The organism is Microbacterium sp. B35-04, assembly GCF_010634885.1.
GTDB lineage: Bacteria > Actinomycetota > Actinomycetes > Actinomycetales > Microbacteriaceae > Microbacterium.
Map to the genome: position 1 here is coordinate 1 of NZ_MWLP01000022.1, position 17055 is coordinate 17055.

13 protein-coding genes and 1 pseudogene are annotated in these 17055 nt (G+C 70.3%); 7 read left to right on the forward strand and 7 right to left on the reverse strand.

What is annotated here, in order from left to right; genetic code table 11:
• Positions 1 to 20: 20 nt before the first annotated feature.
• The 4 genes and pseudogenes from nirB to B1729_RS06475 all read left to right on the forward strand — a co-directional run.
• Positions 21 to 2285 (forward strand): annotated as a pseudogene (gene nirB, locus B1729_RS06460) (nitrite reductase large subunit NirB); the annotation flags it as partial.
• Entirely contained in the window at positions 2282 to 2680 is a 399-nt protein-coding gene (gene nirD, locus B1729_RS06465) for a nitrite reductase small subunit NirD (protein ID WP_163617344.1), read from the forward strand. The pseudogene nirB and the gene nirD, both read left to right, overlap by 4 nt.
• Positions 2677 to 3450, forward strand: coding sequence for a uroporphyrinogen-III C-methyltransferase (gene cobA, locus B1729_RS06470; RefSeq protein ID WP_163617345.1), 774 nt, complete (start codon positions 2677 to 2679; stop codon positions 3448 to 3450). The genes nirD and cobA overlap by 4 nt, the downstream gene beginning before the upstream one ends.
• Positions 3447 to 4583 carry a uroporphyrinogen-III synthase gene (locus tag B1729_RS06475; protein ID WP_163631409.1) on the forward strand — a complete coding sequence of 379 codons (1137 nt, stop codon included), beginning with the start codon at positions 3447 to 3449 and terminating at the stop codon, positions 4581 to 4583. Before cobA ends, B1729_RS06475 begins: the two co-directional genes overlap by 4 nt.
• A 6-nt stretch (positions 4584 to 4589) precedes the next feature.
• Here B1729_RS06475 and trmD read toward each other — a convergent pair whose 3' ends face one another.
• Complete coding sequence (trmD, locus tag B1729_RS06480) at positions 4590 to 5291, reverse strand: tRNA (guanosine(37)-N1)-methyltransferase TrmD (RefSeq protein ID WP_163617347.1); 702 nt, start codon at positions 5289 to 5291, stop codon at positions 4590 to 4592.
• A 180-nt stretch (positions 5292 to 5471) separates the two neighbouring features.
• Here trmD and B1729_RS06485 point away from each other — a divergent pair, with 180 nt between their 5' ends.
• Positions 5472 to 6905: an MFS transporter gene (locus B1729_RS06485; protein WP_163617348.1), complete on the forward strand. Its 1434-nt coding sequence runs from the start codon at positions 5472 to 5474 to the stop codon at positions 6903 to 6905.
• Positions 6906 to 7187: 282 nt separating this feature from the next.
• On the opposite strand, the gene B1729_RS06490 is transcribed toward B1729_RS06485, so the two are convergent.
• The 4 genes from B1729_RS06490 to rpsP all read right to left on the reverse strand — a co-directional run bounded on the left by B1729_RS06490 (position 7188) and on the right by rpsP (position 12659).
• Positions 7188 to 11255 carry a bifunctional nitrate reductase/sulfite reductase flavoprotein subunit alpha gene (locus tag B1729_RS06490; protein WP_163631411.1) on the reverse strand — a complete coding sequence of 1356 codons (4068 nt, stop codon included), beginning with the start codon at positions 11253 to 11255 and terminating at the stop codon, positions 7188 to 7190.
• A gap of 100 nt (positions 11256 to 11355) precedes the next feature.
• A complete protein-coding gene (rimM, locus tag B1729_RS06495) occupies positions 11356 to 11964 on the reverse strand; it encodes a ribosome maturation factor RimM (RefSeq protein WP_163631432.1) in 609 nt (202 codons plus the stop codon).
• 49 nt (positions 11965 to 12013) lie between these two features.
• On the reverse strand, positions 12014 to 12244 hold the full coding sequence (locus B1729_RS06500; RefSeq protein WP_163617350.1) for an RNA-binding protein: 231 nt from the start codon (positions 12242 to 12244) through the stop codon (positions 12014 to 12016).
• Positions 12245 to 12248: 4 nt separating this feature from the next.
• Positions 12249 to 12659, reverse strand: coding sequence for a 30S ribosomal protein S16 (gene rpsP / locus B1729_RS06505; protein ID WP_163617351.1), 411 nt, complete (start codon positions 12657 to 12659; stop codon positions 12249 to 12251).
• 193 nt (positions 12660 to 12852) lie between these two features.
• Between rpsP and B1729_RS06510 the strand changes: the two genes are divergently transcribed.
• Positions 12853 to 14016: a glutamate--cysteine ligase gene (locus B1729_RS06510; protein WP_163617352.1), complete on the forward strand. Its 1164-nt coding sequence runs from the start codon at positions 12853 to 12855 to the stop codon at positions 14014 to 14016.
• Between the two features lie 148 nt (positions 14017 to 14164).
• On the opposite strand, the gene B1729_RS06515 is transcribed toward B1729_RS06510, so the two are convergent.
• On the reverse strand, positions 14165 to 14302 hold the full coding sequence (locus B1729_RS06515) for a hypothetical protein (protein WP_163631413.1): 138 nt from the start codon (positions 14300 to 14302) through the stop codon (positions 14165 to 14167).
• Between the two features lie 202 nt (positions 14303 to 14504).
• Between B1729_RS06515 and B1729_RS06520 the strand changes: the two genes are divergently transcribed.
• Positions 14505 to 15380 carry a DUF559 domain-containing protein gene (locus tag B1729_RS06520; RefSeq protein ID WP_163631434.1) on the forward strand — a complete coding sequence of 292 codons (876 nt, stop codon included), beginning with the start codon at positions 14505 to 14507 and terminating at the stop codon, positions 15378 to 15380.
• A 109-nt stretch (positions 15381 to 15489) separates the two neighbouring features.
• Here the strand turns inward: B1729_RS06520 and ffh are convergent, their stop codons facing one another.
• Positions 15490 to 17055: a signal recognition particle protein gene (gene ffh, locus B1729_RS06525; protein WP_163617353.1), complete on the reverse strand. Its 1566-nt coding sequence runs from the start codon at positions 17053 to 17055 to the stop codon at positions 15490 to 15492.

Sequence of the window (17055 nt, forward strand, 5' to 3'; positions counted from 1 at the left end):
GCGGAACGAGCGCCGTGTAAGACCGTCGCGTCCTCGCTCCCGGCTCCTATGCCGCCCGCCTCGCCGTGGACGGCTTCGGCCTCGAAGGCTGCTTCGTCTACCGCACCCTGGACGACGTCGAGAAGCTCGAGGAGTTCGTGCAGCGACGTTCGGCCGAGCTCGGTCGCCCGCTCGTCGGCACGGTGATCGGCGGTGGCCTGCTCGGCCTCGAGGCAGCGGGCGCGCTCCAGGGGCTCGACGTCGCCTGCACGGTGGTGCAGTCCTCCGACCGGCTGATGTCGGCGCAGCTGGATCTTCCGGCGGGCAACGCGCTGCGGCGCCTCATCGAGTCCCGCGGCATCGCGGTCAAGACCGAGACGGTCACCACGCGCCTGGACCCTGATCGATCGGGGCAGGTGACCGGCCTCGAGTTCCGCGACGGCTCTTATGAACGGACCGACGTGGTGGTCTTCACGGTGGGCGTGCGGCCGCGCGACGAGCTCGCCCGCGCGGCGGGCCTGGATGTGCACGACCGCGGCGGCGTGCTGATCGACGGCGGCTGCCAGACCTCCGACCCGCGGGTGCTCGCGATCGGCGAGGTCGCCAACTTCGACGGGATGTGCGTGGGCCTGGTGGCCCCCGGCTATGCGATGGCGGAGGTCGCCGCGACGCGGCTGCTCGGCGGCGAGGCATCCTTCCCCGGGTACGACCTGTCGACGAAGCTCAAGCTCTCCGGGGTCGACGTGGCGAGCTTCGGCGATGCCTTCGCCGAGACCCCGGGCGCGCTCGACGTCACGTACGCCGACCCGGTGGCCGGCGTCTACAAGAAGCTCGTGCTGTCGGACGACGCGAAGACCCTCCTCGGCGGCATCCTCGTCGGCGACGCCTCGGCCTACGGCTCGCTGCGTCCCCTCGTCGGCGGTGCGCTCGGCGGCGACCCGGCAGCCTACCTCATGCCCGAGGGCGGCGTCGCGGCCCCGAGCGGTGATCTGCCCGACGAGGCGCTGGTGTGCTCGTGCAACAGCGTCACCGCCGGGCGGATCCGCGGTGCTGTCCATGACGAGGGCTGCACCGATGTCGCCGGCATCAAGGCGTGCACCAAGGCGGGAGCCGCCTGCGGCTCGTGCGTGATGATGATCAAGAAGATCGTCGGCACCGAGCTCGCCAAGACCGGCGCGGCGATCAGCAACGCCATCTGCGAGCACTTCGATCTGTCGCGCCGCCAGCTGTTCGACGCGGTCCGCGTGTCGGGGCTGACCACCTTCAGCGCCGTGATCGAGCGGTTCGGCACCGGCCGCGGCTGCGACATCTGCAAGCCCGCGCTGGCGAGCATCCTCTCGACGCTGGTGCGCGGACACGTCCTCGACGGCGAGAACGCGACACTGCAGGACACCAACGACCACGTGATGGCCAACTTGCAGAAGGACGGCAGCTACTCGGTGGTCCCCCGCATCCCGGGTGGAGAGATCACGCCCGAGGGACTCGTCGTGATCGGCAAGGTGGCGCAGGACTTCGGGCTGTACACCAAGATCACCGGCGGGCAGCGCATCGACATGTTCGGCGCGCGCCTCGAGCAGCTGCCCGACATCTGGCAGCGCTTGGTCGAGGCGGGCTTCGAGTCCGGGCACGCCTACGGCAAGTCGCTGCGCACCGTGAAGTCGTGCGTCGGATCCACGTGGTGCCGGTACGGCGTGCAGGACTCCGTCGGCATGGCCGTGCAGCTCGAGCTGCGCTACCGGGGACTGCGTTCCCCGCACAAGATCAAGCTCGGCGTCTCGGGCTGCGCCCGCGAGTGCGCCGAGGCGCGCGGCAAGGATGTCGGGGTCATCGCGACCGAGGCGGGCTGGAACATGTACGTCGGCGGCAACGGCGGCTTCACGCCCCGCCACGCGGTGCTGCTGGCCGAGGGGCTCAGCGACGAAGAGCTGCTCACCGCGATCGACCGCTTCCTGATGTACTACATCTTCACCGCCGACCGCCTGCAGCGGACGGCGCCCTGGTTCGAGGACCTCGAGGGGGGCATCGAGGGCCTCCGAGCCGTGATCTTCGACGACAGTCTGGGCATCTGCGCCGATCTCGATGCCGCCATGGCCGCGCACGTGGACTCCTACGAGGACGAGTGGAAGGCCACGCTCGAGGATCCCGAGAAGCTGCGTCGCTTCGCGTCCTTCGTGAACGCGCCGACCACCCCCGACCCCTCGCTCGCCTACACGGCAGAGCGCGGACAGCCCCGACCCGCGACCGAGGATGAGCGCACCGATTCGCGGGTGCTCATCGCCGGAACGACCCTGGAGGTGCGCCGATGACCCTCGTCGATCCGCAGACGGCCGAGTACACCGCTCCCGACGGCTGGGTGCGTGTGTGCGACCTCGACGACCTCGAGGTGGAGCGCGGCCGGGCCGCCCTCTTGGGCGGCACCCAGATCGCCTTGTTCCTGCTCCACGGACCGGACGGGTCGGGCGGCCGCGTACACGCGGTCTCGAACCTCGACCCCTACAGTCACGCCCACGTCATCTCGCGCGGCATCGTCGGAACACGGCAGGACGTCCCGACGGTGGCGTCCCCCATGTACAAGCAGGTCTTCGATCTGCGGACGGGCGTGTGCCTCGACACGCAGGGCAAGGAACCCCTGAGCCTGCACGTCTGGCCCGTCGCGGTGGACGACGGACACGTGCTGGTCCGCTGGGAGGGAGAGGGATGACCGGGCGGGAGAAGAACACGGTCGGCCGCGTCGACCTGATCGGCGGCGGTCCGGGTCCGATCGACCTGCTCACCCTGCGGGCGTGGCGTCTGCTGCAGCGCGCTGAGGTCGTCGTGATGGACCGGCTGGGTCCGACCGACATCCGCGACCACGTGGGGCCTGGCGTCGAGGTCATCGACGTCGGCAAGCACCCCGGGCACCATCCCGTGCCGCAGGAGGCGATCAACGACCTCCTCGTCGCCCGCGCCCTGGACGGCAAGCGTGTGGTGCGCCTCAAGGGCGGCGATCCGTTCGTCTTCGGCCGCGGCGGCGAAGAGGTCGCCGCCTGTCTGGCTGCGGGCATCCCCGTCGACGTGGTGCCCGGCATCTCGAGCGCCATCGCGGTGCCGCAGGCTGCCGGCATCCCGGTCACCCATCGCGGTGTCGCAGGCGCCGTCCACATCGTCAACGGTCCATCCGAGGTCACCGACGCCACGCTCGCCGCGCTCCGCGACGACAGCGTGACCACCGTGATCCTGATGGGCGTCGGCGCACTGCCGCGCATCGTCTCCGACGCACTGCACGCCGGCGTACCGGCCGACCGCCCGGTCGCGATCGTCGAGCGCGGACACCATCGCGATCAGCGGACGACGCGCAGTACGCTGGGCACGGTGGTGGTGGATGCCGGCCGTGCCGGTGTCCGGAACCCCGCCGTCATCGTCGTGGGCGACGTCGCCCGTGCCGGGCTGCTGCAGCCCGAACACCAGCTGGCAGGTGACACCGTCCTTTGAGCTCCACCACCCGTCCCGCCCTCTCGGCCGCACTCGAAGGCTGCACGATCGTCATCGCCGTCGACCGTCGGTCGTCGGAGCTCGCCGCTGCCCTCGAACGCCACGGCGCGCAGGTCCGTCACGCGCCGGCGCTGACGATCGTCCCCCACATCGACGACGACGCCCTGATCGCTGCGACGCGAGAGCTCATCGCGCGTCAGCCCGACGTGGTGGTCGCGACGACCGGCGTCGGATTCCGGGGCTGGATGGAGGCGGCCGACGAGGCTGGCCTGCTGGACGACCTGCACGCGGCGCTCACGCGCGCGCAGATCGTCGCTCGCGGCCCCAAGGCCCGTGGCGCGATCCAGCAGGCGGGACTCACGGCCGACTGGGTCGCGGAGTCCGAGACATCCGTCGAGCTCGGCGAGTTCCTCCTCGCCGAGGGAGTCGCCGGCAGGCGCGTCGCCGTGCAGCACCACGGCTCCGGAGCCGACGGGCTCGACGAGCTGTTCACGCGTGCCGGCGCTGACGTGGTGAGTCTCACCGTGTATCGCTGGGGCCCGCCGCCGGATCCCGCGGCCGTCTCCCGCTCGGTCATCGCATCTGCGGCCGGCGAGGTCGACGCCGTGCTGTTCACCTCCGCACCCGGCGCCGCCGAATGGGTCACCGCGGCTCGCCACGAAGGCGCGCTCGAGGCGATCGTCGAGCGCGAGACCGAGCGACGCGTGCTCATGGCCGCGGTCGGTCCGATCACGGCAGGTCCGCTGCAGGAGGCGGGGCTGCACCCGCTGATCGCCGAGCGCGGACGCCTCGGCTCTCTCGTCCGGGCGGTGGTGACGCACTTCGGCGGCGGGGGCGCGGCATCCCTCCCGACATCCGCGGGCCGGCTCGAGCTGCGCAGCGGCGGGATCGTGCTGGACGGTCGCCACATCGCGCTCTCACGAAGCGCCACCGACATCGTCGCGACCCTGTTCGACGCACAGGGCGGCGTCGTCTCACGGCCGCGTCTGCAGGCGGCGCTCCCCCGGTCCGGAGAGAACACCCACGCGGTCGAGATGGCCGTCGCACGCCTGCGTGAAGCACTGGGGGTCCCCGACCTCGTGAAGACGGTCGTCAAGCGGGGCTACCGGCTCAACGTGGTCGACCCCGTCTGAACCGCGTCAGGGCGCGGACTCGGGTTCGGGCTCCCGCAGCAGGTCGGGACGGTGCGCCCGGGTGCGCTCCAGGCTCTGCTCGCGCCGCCACGCGGCGATCGCCCCGTGGTTGCCGCTGAGCAGGACCGGAGGCACCTCCAGGCCGCGCCATTCGGAGGGCTTGGTATAGCTCGGGTACTCGAGCATGCCCAGCTCGTGCGACTCCTCCACGAGACTCTCCGGGTTTCCGACGACGCCGGGGATGAGGCGGGACACCGCTTCGATGACCGCCATCGCAGCCACCTCGCCGCCGTTGAGCACGTAGTCCCCCAAGCTGACGAGCCGCACCCGGCCGCGCGCGGCGTAGTGGTCGACGACCCGCTGGTCGATGCCCTCGTAGCGTCCGCACGCGAACACGAGGTGCTTCTCCTCGGCCAGCTCCCGCGCCATCGGCTGCGAGAACAGCTCCCCGGCGGGCGAAGGCACCAGCAGCACGGCGTCGTCGCTCAGCAGCGCGTCGAGCGCCTCACCCCAGGGCTCCGGCTTCATGACCATCCCGGCGCCGCCGCCGTATGGGGTGTCGTCGACGGTGCGGTGACGGTCGTGCGTCCAGTCGCGGAGGTCGTGGACGTGCATGTCGAGGATGCCGCGGTCACGGGCCTTGCCGATCAGCGAGACGCCGAGCACGTCGAAGAACGTCGGAAAGATCGTGACGATGTCGACGCGCATGCCTCCGAGTCTAGGAGCCCCCCGTGTTTCCGATGTGTGTCGGGACGTCCACCATGGCGGCCGGGAGCCGGTGACGCAGAAGTGATCGAGAAGTAACCGCGCGGGCTGCCGGGCCGAAACACCGTGTTCCTAGCGTGGAGACACACTCACTCACGTGTCTGCTCACCTCAGGGAGGCGCCATGACCACGACCGATTCGCCGTCGTTGACGGATACCGCTGCTTCGCCCCGCACCACCTCGCCGGCCGACGCGCCGGTCGTCCTCAACCACCGCTCGGGCCGCTGGATCGACGGGTGGAACGCCGAGAACGCGACGTTCTGGCTCGGGGAGGGTCGTGCGATCGCGCGGCGCAACCTCGGCTGGTCGATCTTCGCGGAGTTCCTCGGCTTCATCATCTGGCAGCTGTGGAGCATCGTCGTCGTGATGCTCCCGGCCGCCGGCTTCCAGCTGACCAGCTCGGAGTCGTTCTGGCTCATCTCGCTCCCGAGCCTCGTCGGCGCGACCCTGCGCTTCCCGTACACGTTCATGGTCGCGATCTTCGGCGGTCGCAACTGGACGATCGTCTCGGCGGGGCTGCTCCTGATTCCCGCGGTGCTGCTCGGCATCGTCGTCTCGAACCCGGAGACGCCGTTCGGCGTGCTGCTGCTCGTCGCCGCACTCGGTGGCGTCGGCGGCGGAAACTTCGCCAGCTCGATGGCGAACATCACCTACTTCTTCCCGCAGAAGGAGAAGGGCTGGGCACTCGGCCTCAACGCCGCCGGTGGCAACCTGGGCACCTCGGTCGCCCAGTTCGCCGTCCCGATCGCCGTCACGATCGGCGCCGGTGCGACGCTCAACATCGCACTCGCCGGATGGATGTGGATCCCGCTGATCCTGCTCGCGATGTTCGGCGCGTGGCGCTACATGGACAACCTGTCGTCCGCGAAGGCCGACTTCGGCAGCTCGGCGGCGGCCCTTCGCGAACCGCACCTGTGGATCATGGCTGTGCTCTACATCGGCACCTTCGGCTCATTCATCGGCTTCGCCAGCGTGTTCCCGAAACTCATCGCCGACCAGTTCCCGGAGTTCTCGACGATCCAGGTCGGGCAGGCGGCCGTCTCACTGGCGTTCCTCGGGGCACTCGTCGGCTCGCTCGCCCGCCCGTACGGCGGCCGTCTGGCCGATCGCTTCGGAGGCGCGCGGGTCACCGTCGGGGCCTTCGCGGTGATGGCGCTCGGCGCACTCGCCCTGGTCTGGACACTGCCCATGCAGAACTTCGCGGTGTTCCTGGCGTGCTTCCTGGTGCTCTTCGCCGCGACCGGAATGGGGAACGGCTCCACCTACCGCATGATCCCCAGCATCTTCGCAGGCCGCGCGCTCGCCCGCGGCTTCGCGCCGGGCACACCGGACGCCGCCAAGATGCAGCGCAAGTCGGCTGCGGCTCTCGGCCTCATCTCGGCGATCGGCGCGTACGGCGGCTTCCTGGTGCCGCAGGTGCTGAACGCGTCGCAGCTGGCGACCGGCGGATACTCGGCGGCGTTCGTGGGCTTCGTCGCCGTCTACGTCGGGCTGCTCCTCCTGACGTTCTTCGTCTACGTCCTTCCGCGACCGTCGCTGGCGAAGCAGCGCATCTGACCGCACGTCTTCGCCGGAAGAGCGGATGCCTCGACTCGAGGCATCCGCTCTTCCGTGTGTGCAGGGGAATCGGGCAGCCGTTTCCCGCACGATCGCTGGACGGGGCGTTTGACGTGGGGAGCATCCGCTTCTCTTCGCGCCCTCGCGACCCGATGGACCTCCTGTCGACCTCCCGGGCGTGAGCGTGTCCCACTTTCGTGCGCAAGGGGCACCTCTTGCGACCGAGATCGGGACACGCACACGGAACAACGGGACATGCAGGGCAGCGCGACGAACCTGGGGTCAGTACACGTCGCGGACGTAGCGCTCCTCGGCGGCGAGGGCGCGCGTGTACTCCGCCGCGGCCTCTGCCGAGAGCTTGCCGTGCTGCTGCGCGATGGCGACGAGGGTCGCGTCGACGTCCTTGGCCATGCGGGTCGCGTCGCCGCACACGTAGACGTGAGCGCCCTCCTCGAGCCAGCGCCACAGGCGGGCGCCGTGCTCGATCATGCGGTCCTGGACGTAGATCTTCTGCCGCTGGTCGCGCGAGAAGGCGAGGTCGAGGCGCGTGAGGAAGCCGTCCTGACGCATCTCCTCGAGCTCCTCGCGATAGTAGAAGTCGGTCGCAGCGTGCTGCTCCCCGAAGAAGAGCCAGTTGCGGCCGGTGTGCCCGTCTGCGCGGCGGTCGTGCAGGAACCCGCGGAACGGCGCGATACCGGTGCCCGGGCCGATCATGATCATCGGCGTGTCGCCGGCCGCGGGCGGTCGGAAGGCGGGCGATCGCTGCAGGTAGACGGGCGCCGAGGCCGCATCGCCGTCGGCGAGGAACGTCGAGCAGACGCCGCCACGAGCGCGCCCCGACTCCGTCTCGAAGCGCACGACCGAGACCGTCAGCTCGACGGTGTCGGGGTTGCTCTTCGGGCTCGACGAGATCGAGTACTGCCGCGGCTGCAGGCGCTTCAGCACGCCGACCCAGTCCGCGGCGGTGGCCGTCACCGGGAAGTCGCGCGCGAGGTCGACCGCCTGCTGGCTCCACAGGAACTGTTCGAGGCGGCCCTTGTTCTCGCGCCGGAGCAGCGCCGACAGCGTGCCGTCGCCGCTGCGCTCCGCGATGAACCTGACCAGGTCGAGCGGGGTCTTGGTGATGTCGAGCCGATTGCGGAGAGCATCGACGAACGTGCGCTCCTGTCCGTCGAGCTCCACGATCGTGTGCGGCGCGATCCCGGTGGCCTCGAGCCACTCCGCGACGACGCCGGGCGAATTGGCGCAGACGACGCCGAGCGAGTCGCCGGCCTCGTACTGCGCGCCGGTGTCGGAGAGATCGAAGGCGATCCGCCGCACTTCCTTCTGGGAGCCCGGTCCGCTGAGCAGGTCGTTGCGCACGAGCGACGCACCCACCGGGTTCGAGCGGCTGAAGAACCGGCGGGCGGGCGGCGCCGGCAAGCCGACGGCTGCTCCCCCATGACCTGCGCCGAGCGCCGAGGCATCAGGACCCTCTGCCACCAGCGTCTCGAGGATCTGAGCGAGCCACGCCGCGCGCGGCTCCTCGGCATCCGGCTCGAGGTCGACGCGCTCGAGGAGCGCCGTCGCGCCGAGCTCGCCGAGCCGCGCATCGAGCCGTCGACCATGGCCGCAGAAGTCGTCGTAGCTCGAGTCGCCCAGCGCAAGGACGGCGTAGCGCAGCCCCGACAGTTCGGGGGCGCCATCGGCCTTCAGCTCGTGCCACAGCGACGCCGCGTTGTCGGGCGGACCTCCGTCGCCGAACGTCGACGTGACGACCAGCAGCCGGCGGACGGCGGTCAGGTCCGACGCGCGCAGCTCCGCCATGCTGCGGGCACGCGCCGGGATGCCACGGGCACCGAGCGCCGCGGTCGCCGCCGTCGCGAACTCCTCGGCATTGCCGGTCTGCGACCCCCACAGCACCACGACCTCGTCCTGGGCCGCGGCCGCCGGCATCCCGCCCCCGACCGTGGTGCGCGAGAAGGCGCCGGCGAGCACGCCGTCGAACCAGGCGCGCGCACGCGCGCCGAGGGGCGCCTCTGCCGGAAGCACCGGCACCTCGCCCGGCGCGAGCACCGCCGAGCGCACGGTCGAGAGGAAGCCCGCCAGGTACGCGCCCTCGAGGTCGCTGAGCGCCGGCGGCGTGACGTCGACGCCGGCGGCGGCCAGCGCCTCGTCGGCCGAACCGGTCGCCGCGCCGCCCGGCGGCGGCCCCACGCGCCGCAGCGTCACGGCCGCGAACTTGAACTCCGGCTGGGCCGACAGCGGGTCCACGGCGTCATTGGTCACCGCGTTGACCGTCACGTACTCGCCGTGCTCGTCGTTCCAGTGGAACGGCGCGAACAGACCCCCGGGCTGCACCCGGTCGGTCAGCACCGCCGGCACGACGAAGCGGCCGCGGCGCGAGGCGACCTCGACGAGGTCGCCCTCGGCGATCCCTTGGCGCTCAGCGTCCACGGGGTGCACCTCGACGAAAGGACCGGGGTGCAGCTTTGAGAGCTTCGCGACCCGGCCGGTCTTCGTCAGCGTGTGCCAGTGGTGCGGCAGTCGCCCGGTGTTGAGCACCCAGGGGTAGTCGTCGTCGGGCAGCTCCGCGGGGGGCAGGTGCGGGCGCGCGAGGAACTGCGCCCGTCGCGACGGCGTCGCGAACGCGAGGCGCGGCACCGTCCCGTCGTCCTCGACGTGCAGCGTCTGGCTCACCCCGTCGTTGAGGTAGCGGATCGGATGCCGCGTCCCGGCGTCGTCCGGCGGCGCGGGCCATTGCACCGGTGTCTCGCGCAGCCGCTCGTACGTGACGCCGCGCAGGTCCCATCCGGTCTGCGGGTTCCAGAAACGGCGGATCTCGTCGAACACCTCGTCGCTGGAGGCGAAGTCGAAGCCGGGGAACCCCATCGCGCGTGCCACCTGGCAGATGATCAGCCAGTCGGGCTGTGCCTCGCCCGGGGCGGGAAGCACGTCACGGACGAGCGTGAGCGTGCGGTCGCTGTTGACGGTCACGCCGTCCGCCTCCACCCACAGCGTGGCGGGCAGCAGGATGTCGGCGTACGCGGTGGTGGCGGTCTCGGTGTAGACGTCCTGGGCGATCACGAGCTCGGCGCTCTCGAGTGCCTCGATCACCGTCTTGCGGTTCGCGACCGAGGCGACCGGATTGCTGCAGATGATCCACACCGCTTTGATCTCGCCGTCGGCGGCGCGGCGGAACATGTCGATGGTGCCGGCGCCGGACTCGCCACGGATGGACCCAGGCTCGAGTCCCCAGACCTCTTCGACGAAGGCGCGGTCCGGCGCGCTGAACACCGCGCGCTGCCCCGGAAGCCCAGGCCCCATGTAGCCCATCTCGCGCCCGCCCATCGCGTTCGGCTGGCCGGTGAGCGAGAACGGCCCGCTTCCCGGCCGGCAGATGGCACCCGTGGCGAGGTGGAGGTTGCAGATGGCGTTGGTCGACCACGTGCCGTGGGTGGACTGGTTCAGTCCCATCGTCCACAGCGTCATCCACTCGTCGGCCTCGCCGATCCAGCGCGCGGCGGTGCGGATGTCGTCCTCGGCGAGTCCGGTCAGCTCCGCGACCCGCCCGGGCGGGTACTCGGCGAGGACCTCCGCCATGTGCTCCCACCCGTCGGTGTGGGCGGCGATGAACTCCTCGTCGATGTCGCCCGCCTCCACGAGCAGGTGCAGCAGGCCGTTGAGGAGCGCGAGGTCGGTGCCGGGGGCGATCTGCAGGAAGAGGTCGGCGCGGTCCGCCGTCGTCGTCCGGCGCGGATCGACGACGATGAGCCGCGCGCCCTGCTTGAGGCGGTCCGCCATCCGCAGGAACAGGATCGGATGGCAGTCCGCCGTGTTCGACCCGATCACGAAGAACAGGTCGGCGTGGTCGAAGTCCTCGTACGAGCCGGGCGGGCCGTCGGCGCCGAGCGACTGCTTGTATCCCGTCCCGGCGGATGCCATGCACAGGCGCGAGTTCGACTCGATGTGGATGCCCCGCAGGTACCCCTTCACGAGCTTGTTCGATAGGTACTGCGCCTCCATGCTCATCTGGCCCGAAACATACATCGCGATGGCGTCGGGCCCGTGCTCATCGAGGATCCCGCGCAGGCGGGTCGCGGCATCCGTCACGGCATCAGCCAGCGCGACCGGCTCGGCCGGCTCCCCTCGCGCGGGGCGCACGTGCGCGGTGGTCATGCGGCCCGGAGCCTGCATCATCTCGGCATGGGTGGCGCCCTTGGTGCACAGGCGCCCGGCGTTCGTCGGGTGGGCGCGGTCGCCCGCGACCTTGGCGATGGTGAGCGGATGCCCCGCCCCCGCGTCCGAGGTCGTCACCGAGATACCGCAGCCGACGCCGCAGTAAGAGCACACGGTGCGAACTTCGCCCATGCCTCGATGATCCGGGATGGAGGTTCCGGGACGTTTCCCGGGGTGTTACCCGCAGATCACATCTGACGCACGGGCGCCGGCGGCACCACGTGAGGACGGGTCAGTCGGCTGTGCCGGCGTCATCCGAAGAAGGGTTCGCGGGCGCCTCGTCGCCGCCGTCGGGCAGCTCCTCGAAGAGACCGGCCGGCGGGGTCACGATGACCCGCCCGGCGGCGATGTCGACCTCGGGCACGATCGCCTTGACGAACGGCACCAGAACCTCGTCGTCGCGCACCTTCACGATGAGCAGATCCTGCGCGGGGAAGTGATCCACCCGCGCGACCTTGCCGACGACCTGGCCGTCGCGCACCACGTCGAGTCCGACGAGCTGGTGATCGAACCACGCGTCGTCCTCGGCGGGCGAGGCCTGCAGATCCTCGTCGACCCAGAGGATCGCCCGGAGCAGCCCTTCGGCGGCGTCACGGTCCTCCACCCCGTCGAAGAACGCGACCGGGTGGCTGTTCATCCAGCGGAACTCGCGCACCGTGAGCGGCTTGCCGTGCCACGGCGACGACTCCGGAACCTGGAGTGTGAAGGTCGCCCCGGGGACGAAGCGCCCCTCGGGGTCGTCGGTGTAGAGCTCGAGCTTGATGGCGCCCTTGAGTCCGTGCGCCTTGACGAGGCGGCCGACCCGCAGCTGCGTCTTGCCTGCGGGGGGAACAGCGTTCACGGGCTTGCGGGCGTCTGCGCCCGATCCCGTGGTGTCTTCGCCTGCCACCTCAGTCGTCCGCGACGTCGACGCGCACACGGCGTCCGTCGGCGAGGGCACTGATGAGGGTGCGCAGGGCTTTGGCCGTGCGGCCGCCGCGCCCGATCACGCGACCCCGGTCATCGGGGTGGACGTGCACTTCGAGCACGTCGCCGCGAGGCGACGTGGACGAGTCGATGCGGACGTCATCGGGGTGATCGACGATCCCCTTGATGACGTGTTCGAGCGCGGCGGCGAGCAACGGATTACTCTGCGGACTCGGCGGCGGCCTCGTCGGCGGGAGCCTCGGCGGGCTCCGCCTTCTTCTCAGCCTTCGGCTTGACGACCGACTTCTTTGCGGAGTCGATCTCGAACGCGGGCTTCTCCTCGCGGGTCTTCACGGTCGAGACCGCGTCCTTGTCGCCCTTGAACTTGCCCCAGTCGCCCGTGAGCTTGAGGAGCGCCGCGACCTGCTCGGTCGGCTGCGCGCCGACGCTCAGCCAGTACTGCGCGCGCTCCGAGTCGACCTCGATGAACGAGGGCTCCTCGGTGGGGTGGTACTTGCCGATCTCTTCGATGACACGGCCGTCGCGCTTGGTGCGCGAGTCGGCCACGACGATGCGGTAGTAGGGCGCACGGATCTTGCCGAGGCGCTTGAGACGGATCTTGACAGCCACGATTCTCCTGAATGTGTGGGAAGTGAACGAACTGGTCGCCTGGGGAGTGGGGTGCACACCCGGCGGAAGCTCAGAAGGAGGACCGCCACGCTGGATAGAGGGTCGAGCGTGTGGTCCAGCCCTCTATTCTGCCAGATGACGCAGCACCTCGCGAACCGGCCGGATGGCGGCATCCACATGCCAGACTGTGCCCATGACGGTGCCCTTCGCGACATCCGCCCGCTCGTCCGTCGGCATGGAGTGGGAGGTCATGCTCGCCGACACCGCGACGGGAGACCTCATCCCCCGCGCTCCGGACCTGCTCGCCGCTCTCGAGGAGCGTTCCAGCCTCGAGCGATACACGGTCACCGGCGAGCTGCTGACGAACACCGTCGAGGTGACGAGCGGCATCGGCGACACGGTCGCGGCCGCCGTCGACGACATCGCCGACGCGATCGCCGAAGTGCGCACCTACACCGACCCGCACGGCATCGACCTGCTCTGCGCGGGAAGCCACCCGTTCGCCCAGTGGTACAACCAGAGCGTCACCGACAAGACCCGCTACCACAAGCTGATCGAGCGAACCCAGTGGTGGGGGCGGAACATGATGATCTGGGGCATCCACATCCACGTGGGCGTCGACGATGTCAACAAGGTGTTCCCGATCATCAACGCCCTCGCGGTGTACCTGCCGCACCTGCAGGCGCTGTCCGCATCGAGCCCGTTCTGGGCGGGCGAGCGCACCGGCTACGCCTCGAACCGCGCCCTCGTCTTCCAGCAGCTGCCCACGGCCGGGCTGCCCTGGCCGCTCCAGGACTGGAGCGAGTTCGAGGGCTACCTCGACGACATGGTCGCCACCGGAGTGATGGAGGATGCCACCGAGGTGCGATGGGATATCCGCCCGGCGCCCCGCTGGGGCACGATCGAGGTGCGCGCGTGCGACGGGATGTCGACTCTTCCCGAGCTCGCCGCCCTCGCCGCCCTCGTCCAGGTGCTGGTGGAGCACTTCTCGCGCCGGCTCGACGAGGGGCTGCCGCTCGAGACGATCCAGCCGTGGTTCATCCGCGAGAACAAATGGCGGGCGGCCCGCTACGGACTCGACGCACGCGTGATCGTCGACCACCTCGGCACCCAGCGGCTGGTCACCGACCATCTGCGCGAGACACTGGCAGAGATCGGCGGGATCGCCGACGACCTCAAGTGCGCCCGCGAACTGGGCGGCATCGAGACGATCCTCACCGATGGCGCGAGCTACTCGCGCCAGCTCGCCGTCGCGGATGCATCAGACGGCGACCTCCGAGCGGTCGTGCGACACCTGGTCGGCGAGTTCCGCTCCGGTCCCACCCTGCGCGAGCACCTCGCCACGCTCGGCCGCTGATCGACGCCGCTCGTCGCAGGCGATCCTCGGCGCTCGCAGCCTGCACCGGTGCCATCACCTGACGGGTCTGACGTCACCGGGTCAGGTGATGTCACGGTGCCAGGACGCTCCGGTCCACACCGTCCTACGCCGGTGAGATCACCTGAGCTCATCCCACCCCGAGCGCGCGGATGCCGCGCCAATGAAGCTCCGACTGCCCGGGTTCACGTGCGACCTGCCCGGGCACCCGTCCCGCCACCACTCGCCAGGGCGCCACGTCGCGCGTGTTGCCCCGATGAAGCGCCATCGCGTCAGGTGATGTGACCACATCAGGAGGATCCAGCCCGCCCCGCCCCCGCCTGCGTCGGCGACATCGACTGACCTTGCAGCGCCCGGGCCGCGCGATGCGGCCTTCGCCCTTCCTCCCCCATCGCCGACGGGCTCGAACTGTCCCCAGATCGCGGCGTGCGGGCGCCTTGTCGGCGTGCGGGCGGGAAGCCTTGGTGTCCATGCACAGCACACGAGTCCCACAAGCTCGGGCGCGCAAGACCGTCGCCGAGTGGATCGCGGCGCGAAACGGCGTGTCCCACACCTCGGAACTGTTACTCGCCGGCTACAGCCACCGGGAGATGGCGCGCGCAGTCGCCGACGCGTCGGTGCGTCGTGTGCGTCGTTGCTGGCTGGTCGCTGCGGACGCCGACGAGCGCCGTGTCAGAGCAGCCGAGGCAGGCGGCCGGCCGACGTGTGTGAGCGCCGCGGCGCTCCTCGGGATCTGGGTGCCCGAACACTCGGAGGTCCATGTCGCCGTTCAGGCGACGGCGTCTCGCAACCGCGTCGAAGGCGTTCGGCTGCATTGGGCGAGCGGGCCGGCACCCGTCAGCAGAACGATGGCCGAAGAGCCGATCGTCAACATGCTCTTCCATGCGGCCCGTTGCCTCTCACCGCGCGATGCCCTTGGCGTCTGGGAGTCGGCTATCAGGATGAAGAGGGTCGACCGCTCGACGCTCGCGCGCGTCTCGTGGCGCAGCGCCCGGGCTGCAACCCTCGCCGCGGCCGCGAGAGACCTCTCGGATTCCGAGCTGGAGACCCGATTCGTCGCGGGGATGAGAAGGCACGGTGTCGTGGTGCGCCAGCAGGTGAGGATCGATGGTCGCCCCGTCGACGGTTTGATCGGCGATTCACTCGTCGTTCAACTGGACGGGTTCGCCTTCCACAGCTCGGCGCGGGACCGCCGACGCGACATCGAGGCCGACGCGCGCCTGCGGCTCCGTGGGTTCACGGTCTTGCGCTTCGACTTCTACCAGGTCAACTTCGAATGGGATTACATCGTCGAGACGATCCTGATGGCCGTCGCCCAGCAGCTGCACCGCCACCGCATCAGGTGACGTCATGGGCCCAGGCTATCTCCCGCGTCAGCGGCCTACGCCGGTGACATCGCCTGAACTCGTCGAGGAGGGGACGGATGCCGCGGCCCACGGCAGACGGCTCGCCGGCTCAGCCGCGACCGAGCATCTTCTGCAGCTCGGCGAGGTCCGCCTCGGTCGGAGCGCCCTTCGCGCCGCCGGCGCCGAGCCCGAAGCCCGAGCCCGTCGGCGTCTCGCTGGCCTGAGCCGCCATGCCGGCGTTCTCGGCTGCGCGCTTGGCCGGGTTGCCCGACCGTGAGCCCTTGGACTTCTGCTGCTTGCCGCGCTTGGACGAGGCGCCGGTCCGGCCGGCACCGGGGATCGGCCCCATGCCCGGGATGTTGGGAACGCCGCCGCGGGCGACGGTCTTCATCATCTTGGCGGCCTGCTCGAACCGCTGCACGAGCTGGTTGACGTCGGTGACGGTCATACCCGAGCCGCGCGCGATGCGCAGGCGCCGGGAGCCGTTGAGGAGCTTGGTGTTGCGGCGCTCGGAGGGGGTCATCGAGCGGATGATCGCCTCGGTCCGGTCGATCTCGCGCTCGTCGAAGTTCTCGAGCTGGTCCTTCATGGACCCCATGCCCGGGAGCATCCCGAGCATCTTCTTCATCGAGCCCATCTTGCGCATCTGCTGCATCTGGGCGAGGAAGTCCTCGAGGGTGAACTGCTCGGTCGCGAGCTTCTCCGCGACCTTGAGCGCCTCCTCTTCGTCGAACGCCTGCTGGGCCTGCTCGATGAGGGTGAGGATGTCGCCCAGGTCGAGGATGCGCGACGCCATGCGGTCGGGGTGGAACGCCTCGAGGTCGTCGAGCCCCTCTCCCGTGGAAGCGAAGATGATGGGACGGCCCGTGACCGAGGCCACGGAGAGGGCGGCACCACCGCGGGCGTCGCCGTCGAGCTTCGAGAGCACGACGCCGGTGAAGTCGACGCCGTCCTGGAACGCCTTCGCCGTGTTGACGGCATCCTGTCCGATCATCGCGTCGATGACGAACAGCACCTCGTCCGGGTCCGTCGCTTTGCGGATGTCGGCCGCCTGCTTCATGAGCTCCGCGTCGACGCCGAGGCGGCCGGCGGTGTCGATGATCACGACGTCGTGCTGCTGCCGGCGCGCGACCTCGACGCCGTCGCGCGCGACGCGCACCGGATCGCCGACGCCGTTGCCGGGCTCCGGCGCGTAGATGGCGGCACCGGCGCGCTCAGCAACGACCTGGAGCTGGTTGACCGCGTTCGGACGCTGGAGGTCGGCGGCGATGAGGAGCGGCGTGTGGCCGTCCTTCTCGAGCATCTTGGCGAGCTTGCCCGCGAAGGTCGTCTTGCCCGAGCCCTGGAGGCCCGCGAGCATGATGACCGTCGGCGGATTCTTGGCGAACTGCAGGCGGCGCTGCTCGCCGCCGAGGATCGCCACGAGCTCCTCGTTGACGATCTGCACGACCTGCTGCGCCGGGTTCAGCGCCTTGCTCACCTCGTCGCCGAGTGCGCGCTCGCGCACCCTGGCGGTGAAGTCCTTGACGACGGGCAGCGCCACGTCGGCGTCGAGCAGGGCGCGCCGGATCTCACGGACGGTGCCGTCGACGTCCGCGGGCGTGAGCTGCCCCTTCTTGCGGAGGTTGCGGAAGGTCTCGGTGAGCCGGTCGGAGAGGGTGCCGAAAGTCGCCAT

Coding starts and splice junctions, on each gene's coding strand:
- B1729_RS06485 (WP_163617348.1), top strand. CDS start 5,472: ATGACCACGACCGATTCGCCGTCGTTGACGGATACCGCTGCTTCGCCC.
- B1729_RS06490 (WP_163631411.1), bottom strand. CDS start 11,255: ATGGGCGAAGTTCGCACCGTGTGCTCTTACTGCGGCGTCGGCTGCGGT.
- B1729_RS06515 (WP_163631413.1), bottom strand. CDS start 14,302: ATGGCGCTTCATCGGGGCAACACGCGCGACGTGGCGCCCTGGCGAGTG.
- B1729_RS06510 (WP_163617352.1), top strand. CDS start 12,853: ATGACGGTGCCCTTCGCGACATCCGCCCGCTCGTCCGTCGGCATGGAG.
- cobA (WP_163617345.1), top strand. CDS start 2,677: ATGACCGGGCGGGAGAAGAACACGGTCGGCCGCGTCGACCTGATCGGC.
- B1729_RS06520 (WP_163631434.1), top strand. CDS start 14,505: ATGCACAGCACACGAGTCCCACAAGCTCGGGCGCGCAAGACCGTCGCC.
- trmD (WP_163617347.1), bottom strand. CDS start 5,291: ATGCGCGTCGACATCGTCACGATCTTTCCGACGTTCTTCGACGTGCTC.
- nirD (WP_163617344.1), top strand. CDS start 2,282: ATGACCCTCGTCGATCCGCAGACGGCCGAGTACACCGCTCCCGACGGC.
- ffh (WP_163617353.1), bottom strand. CDS start 17,055: ATGGCGACTTTCGGCACCCTCTCCGACCGGCTCACCGAGACCTTCCGC.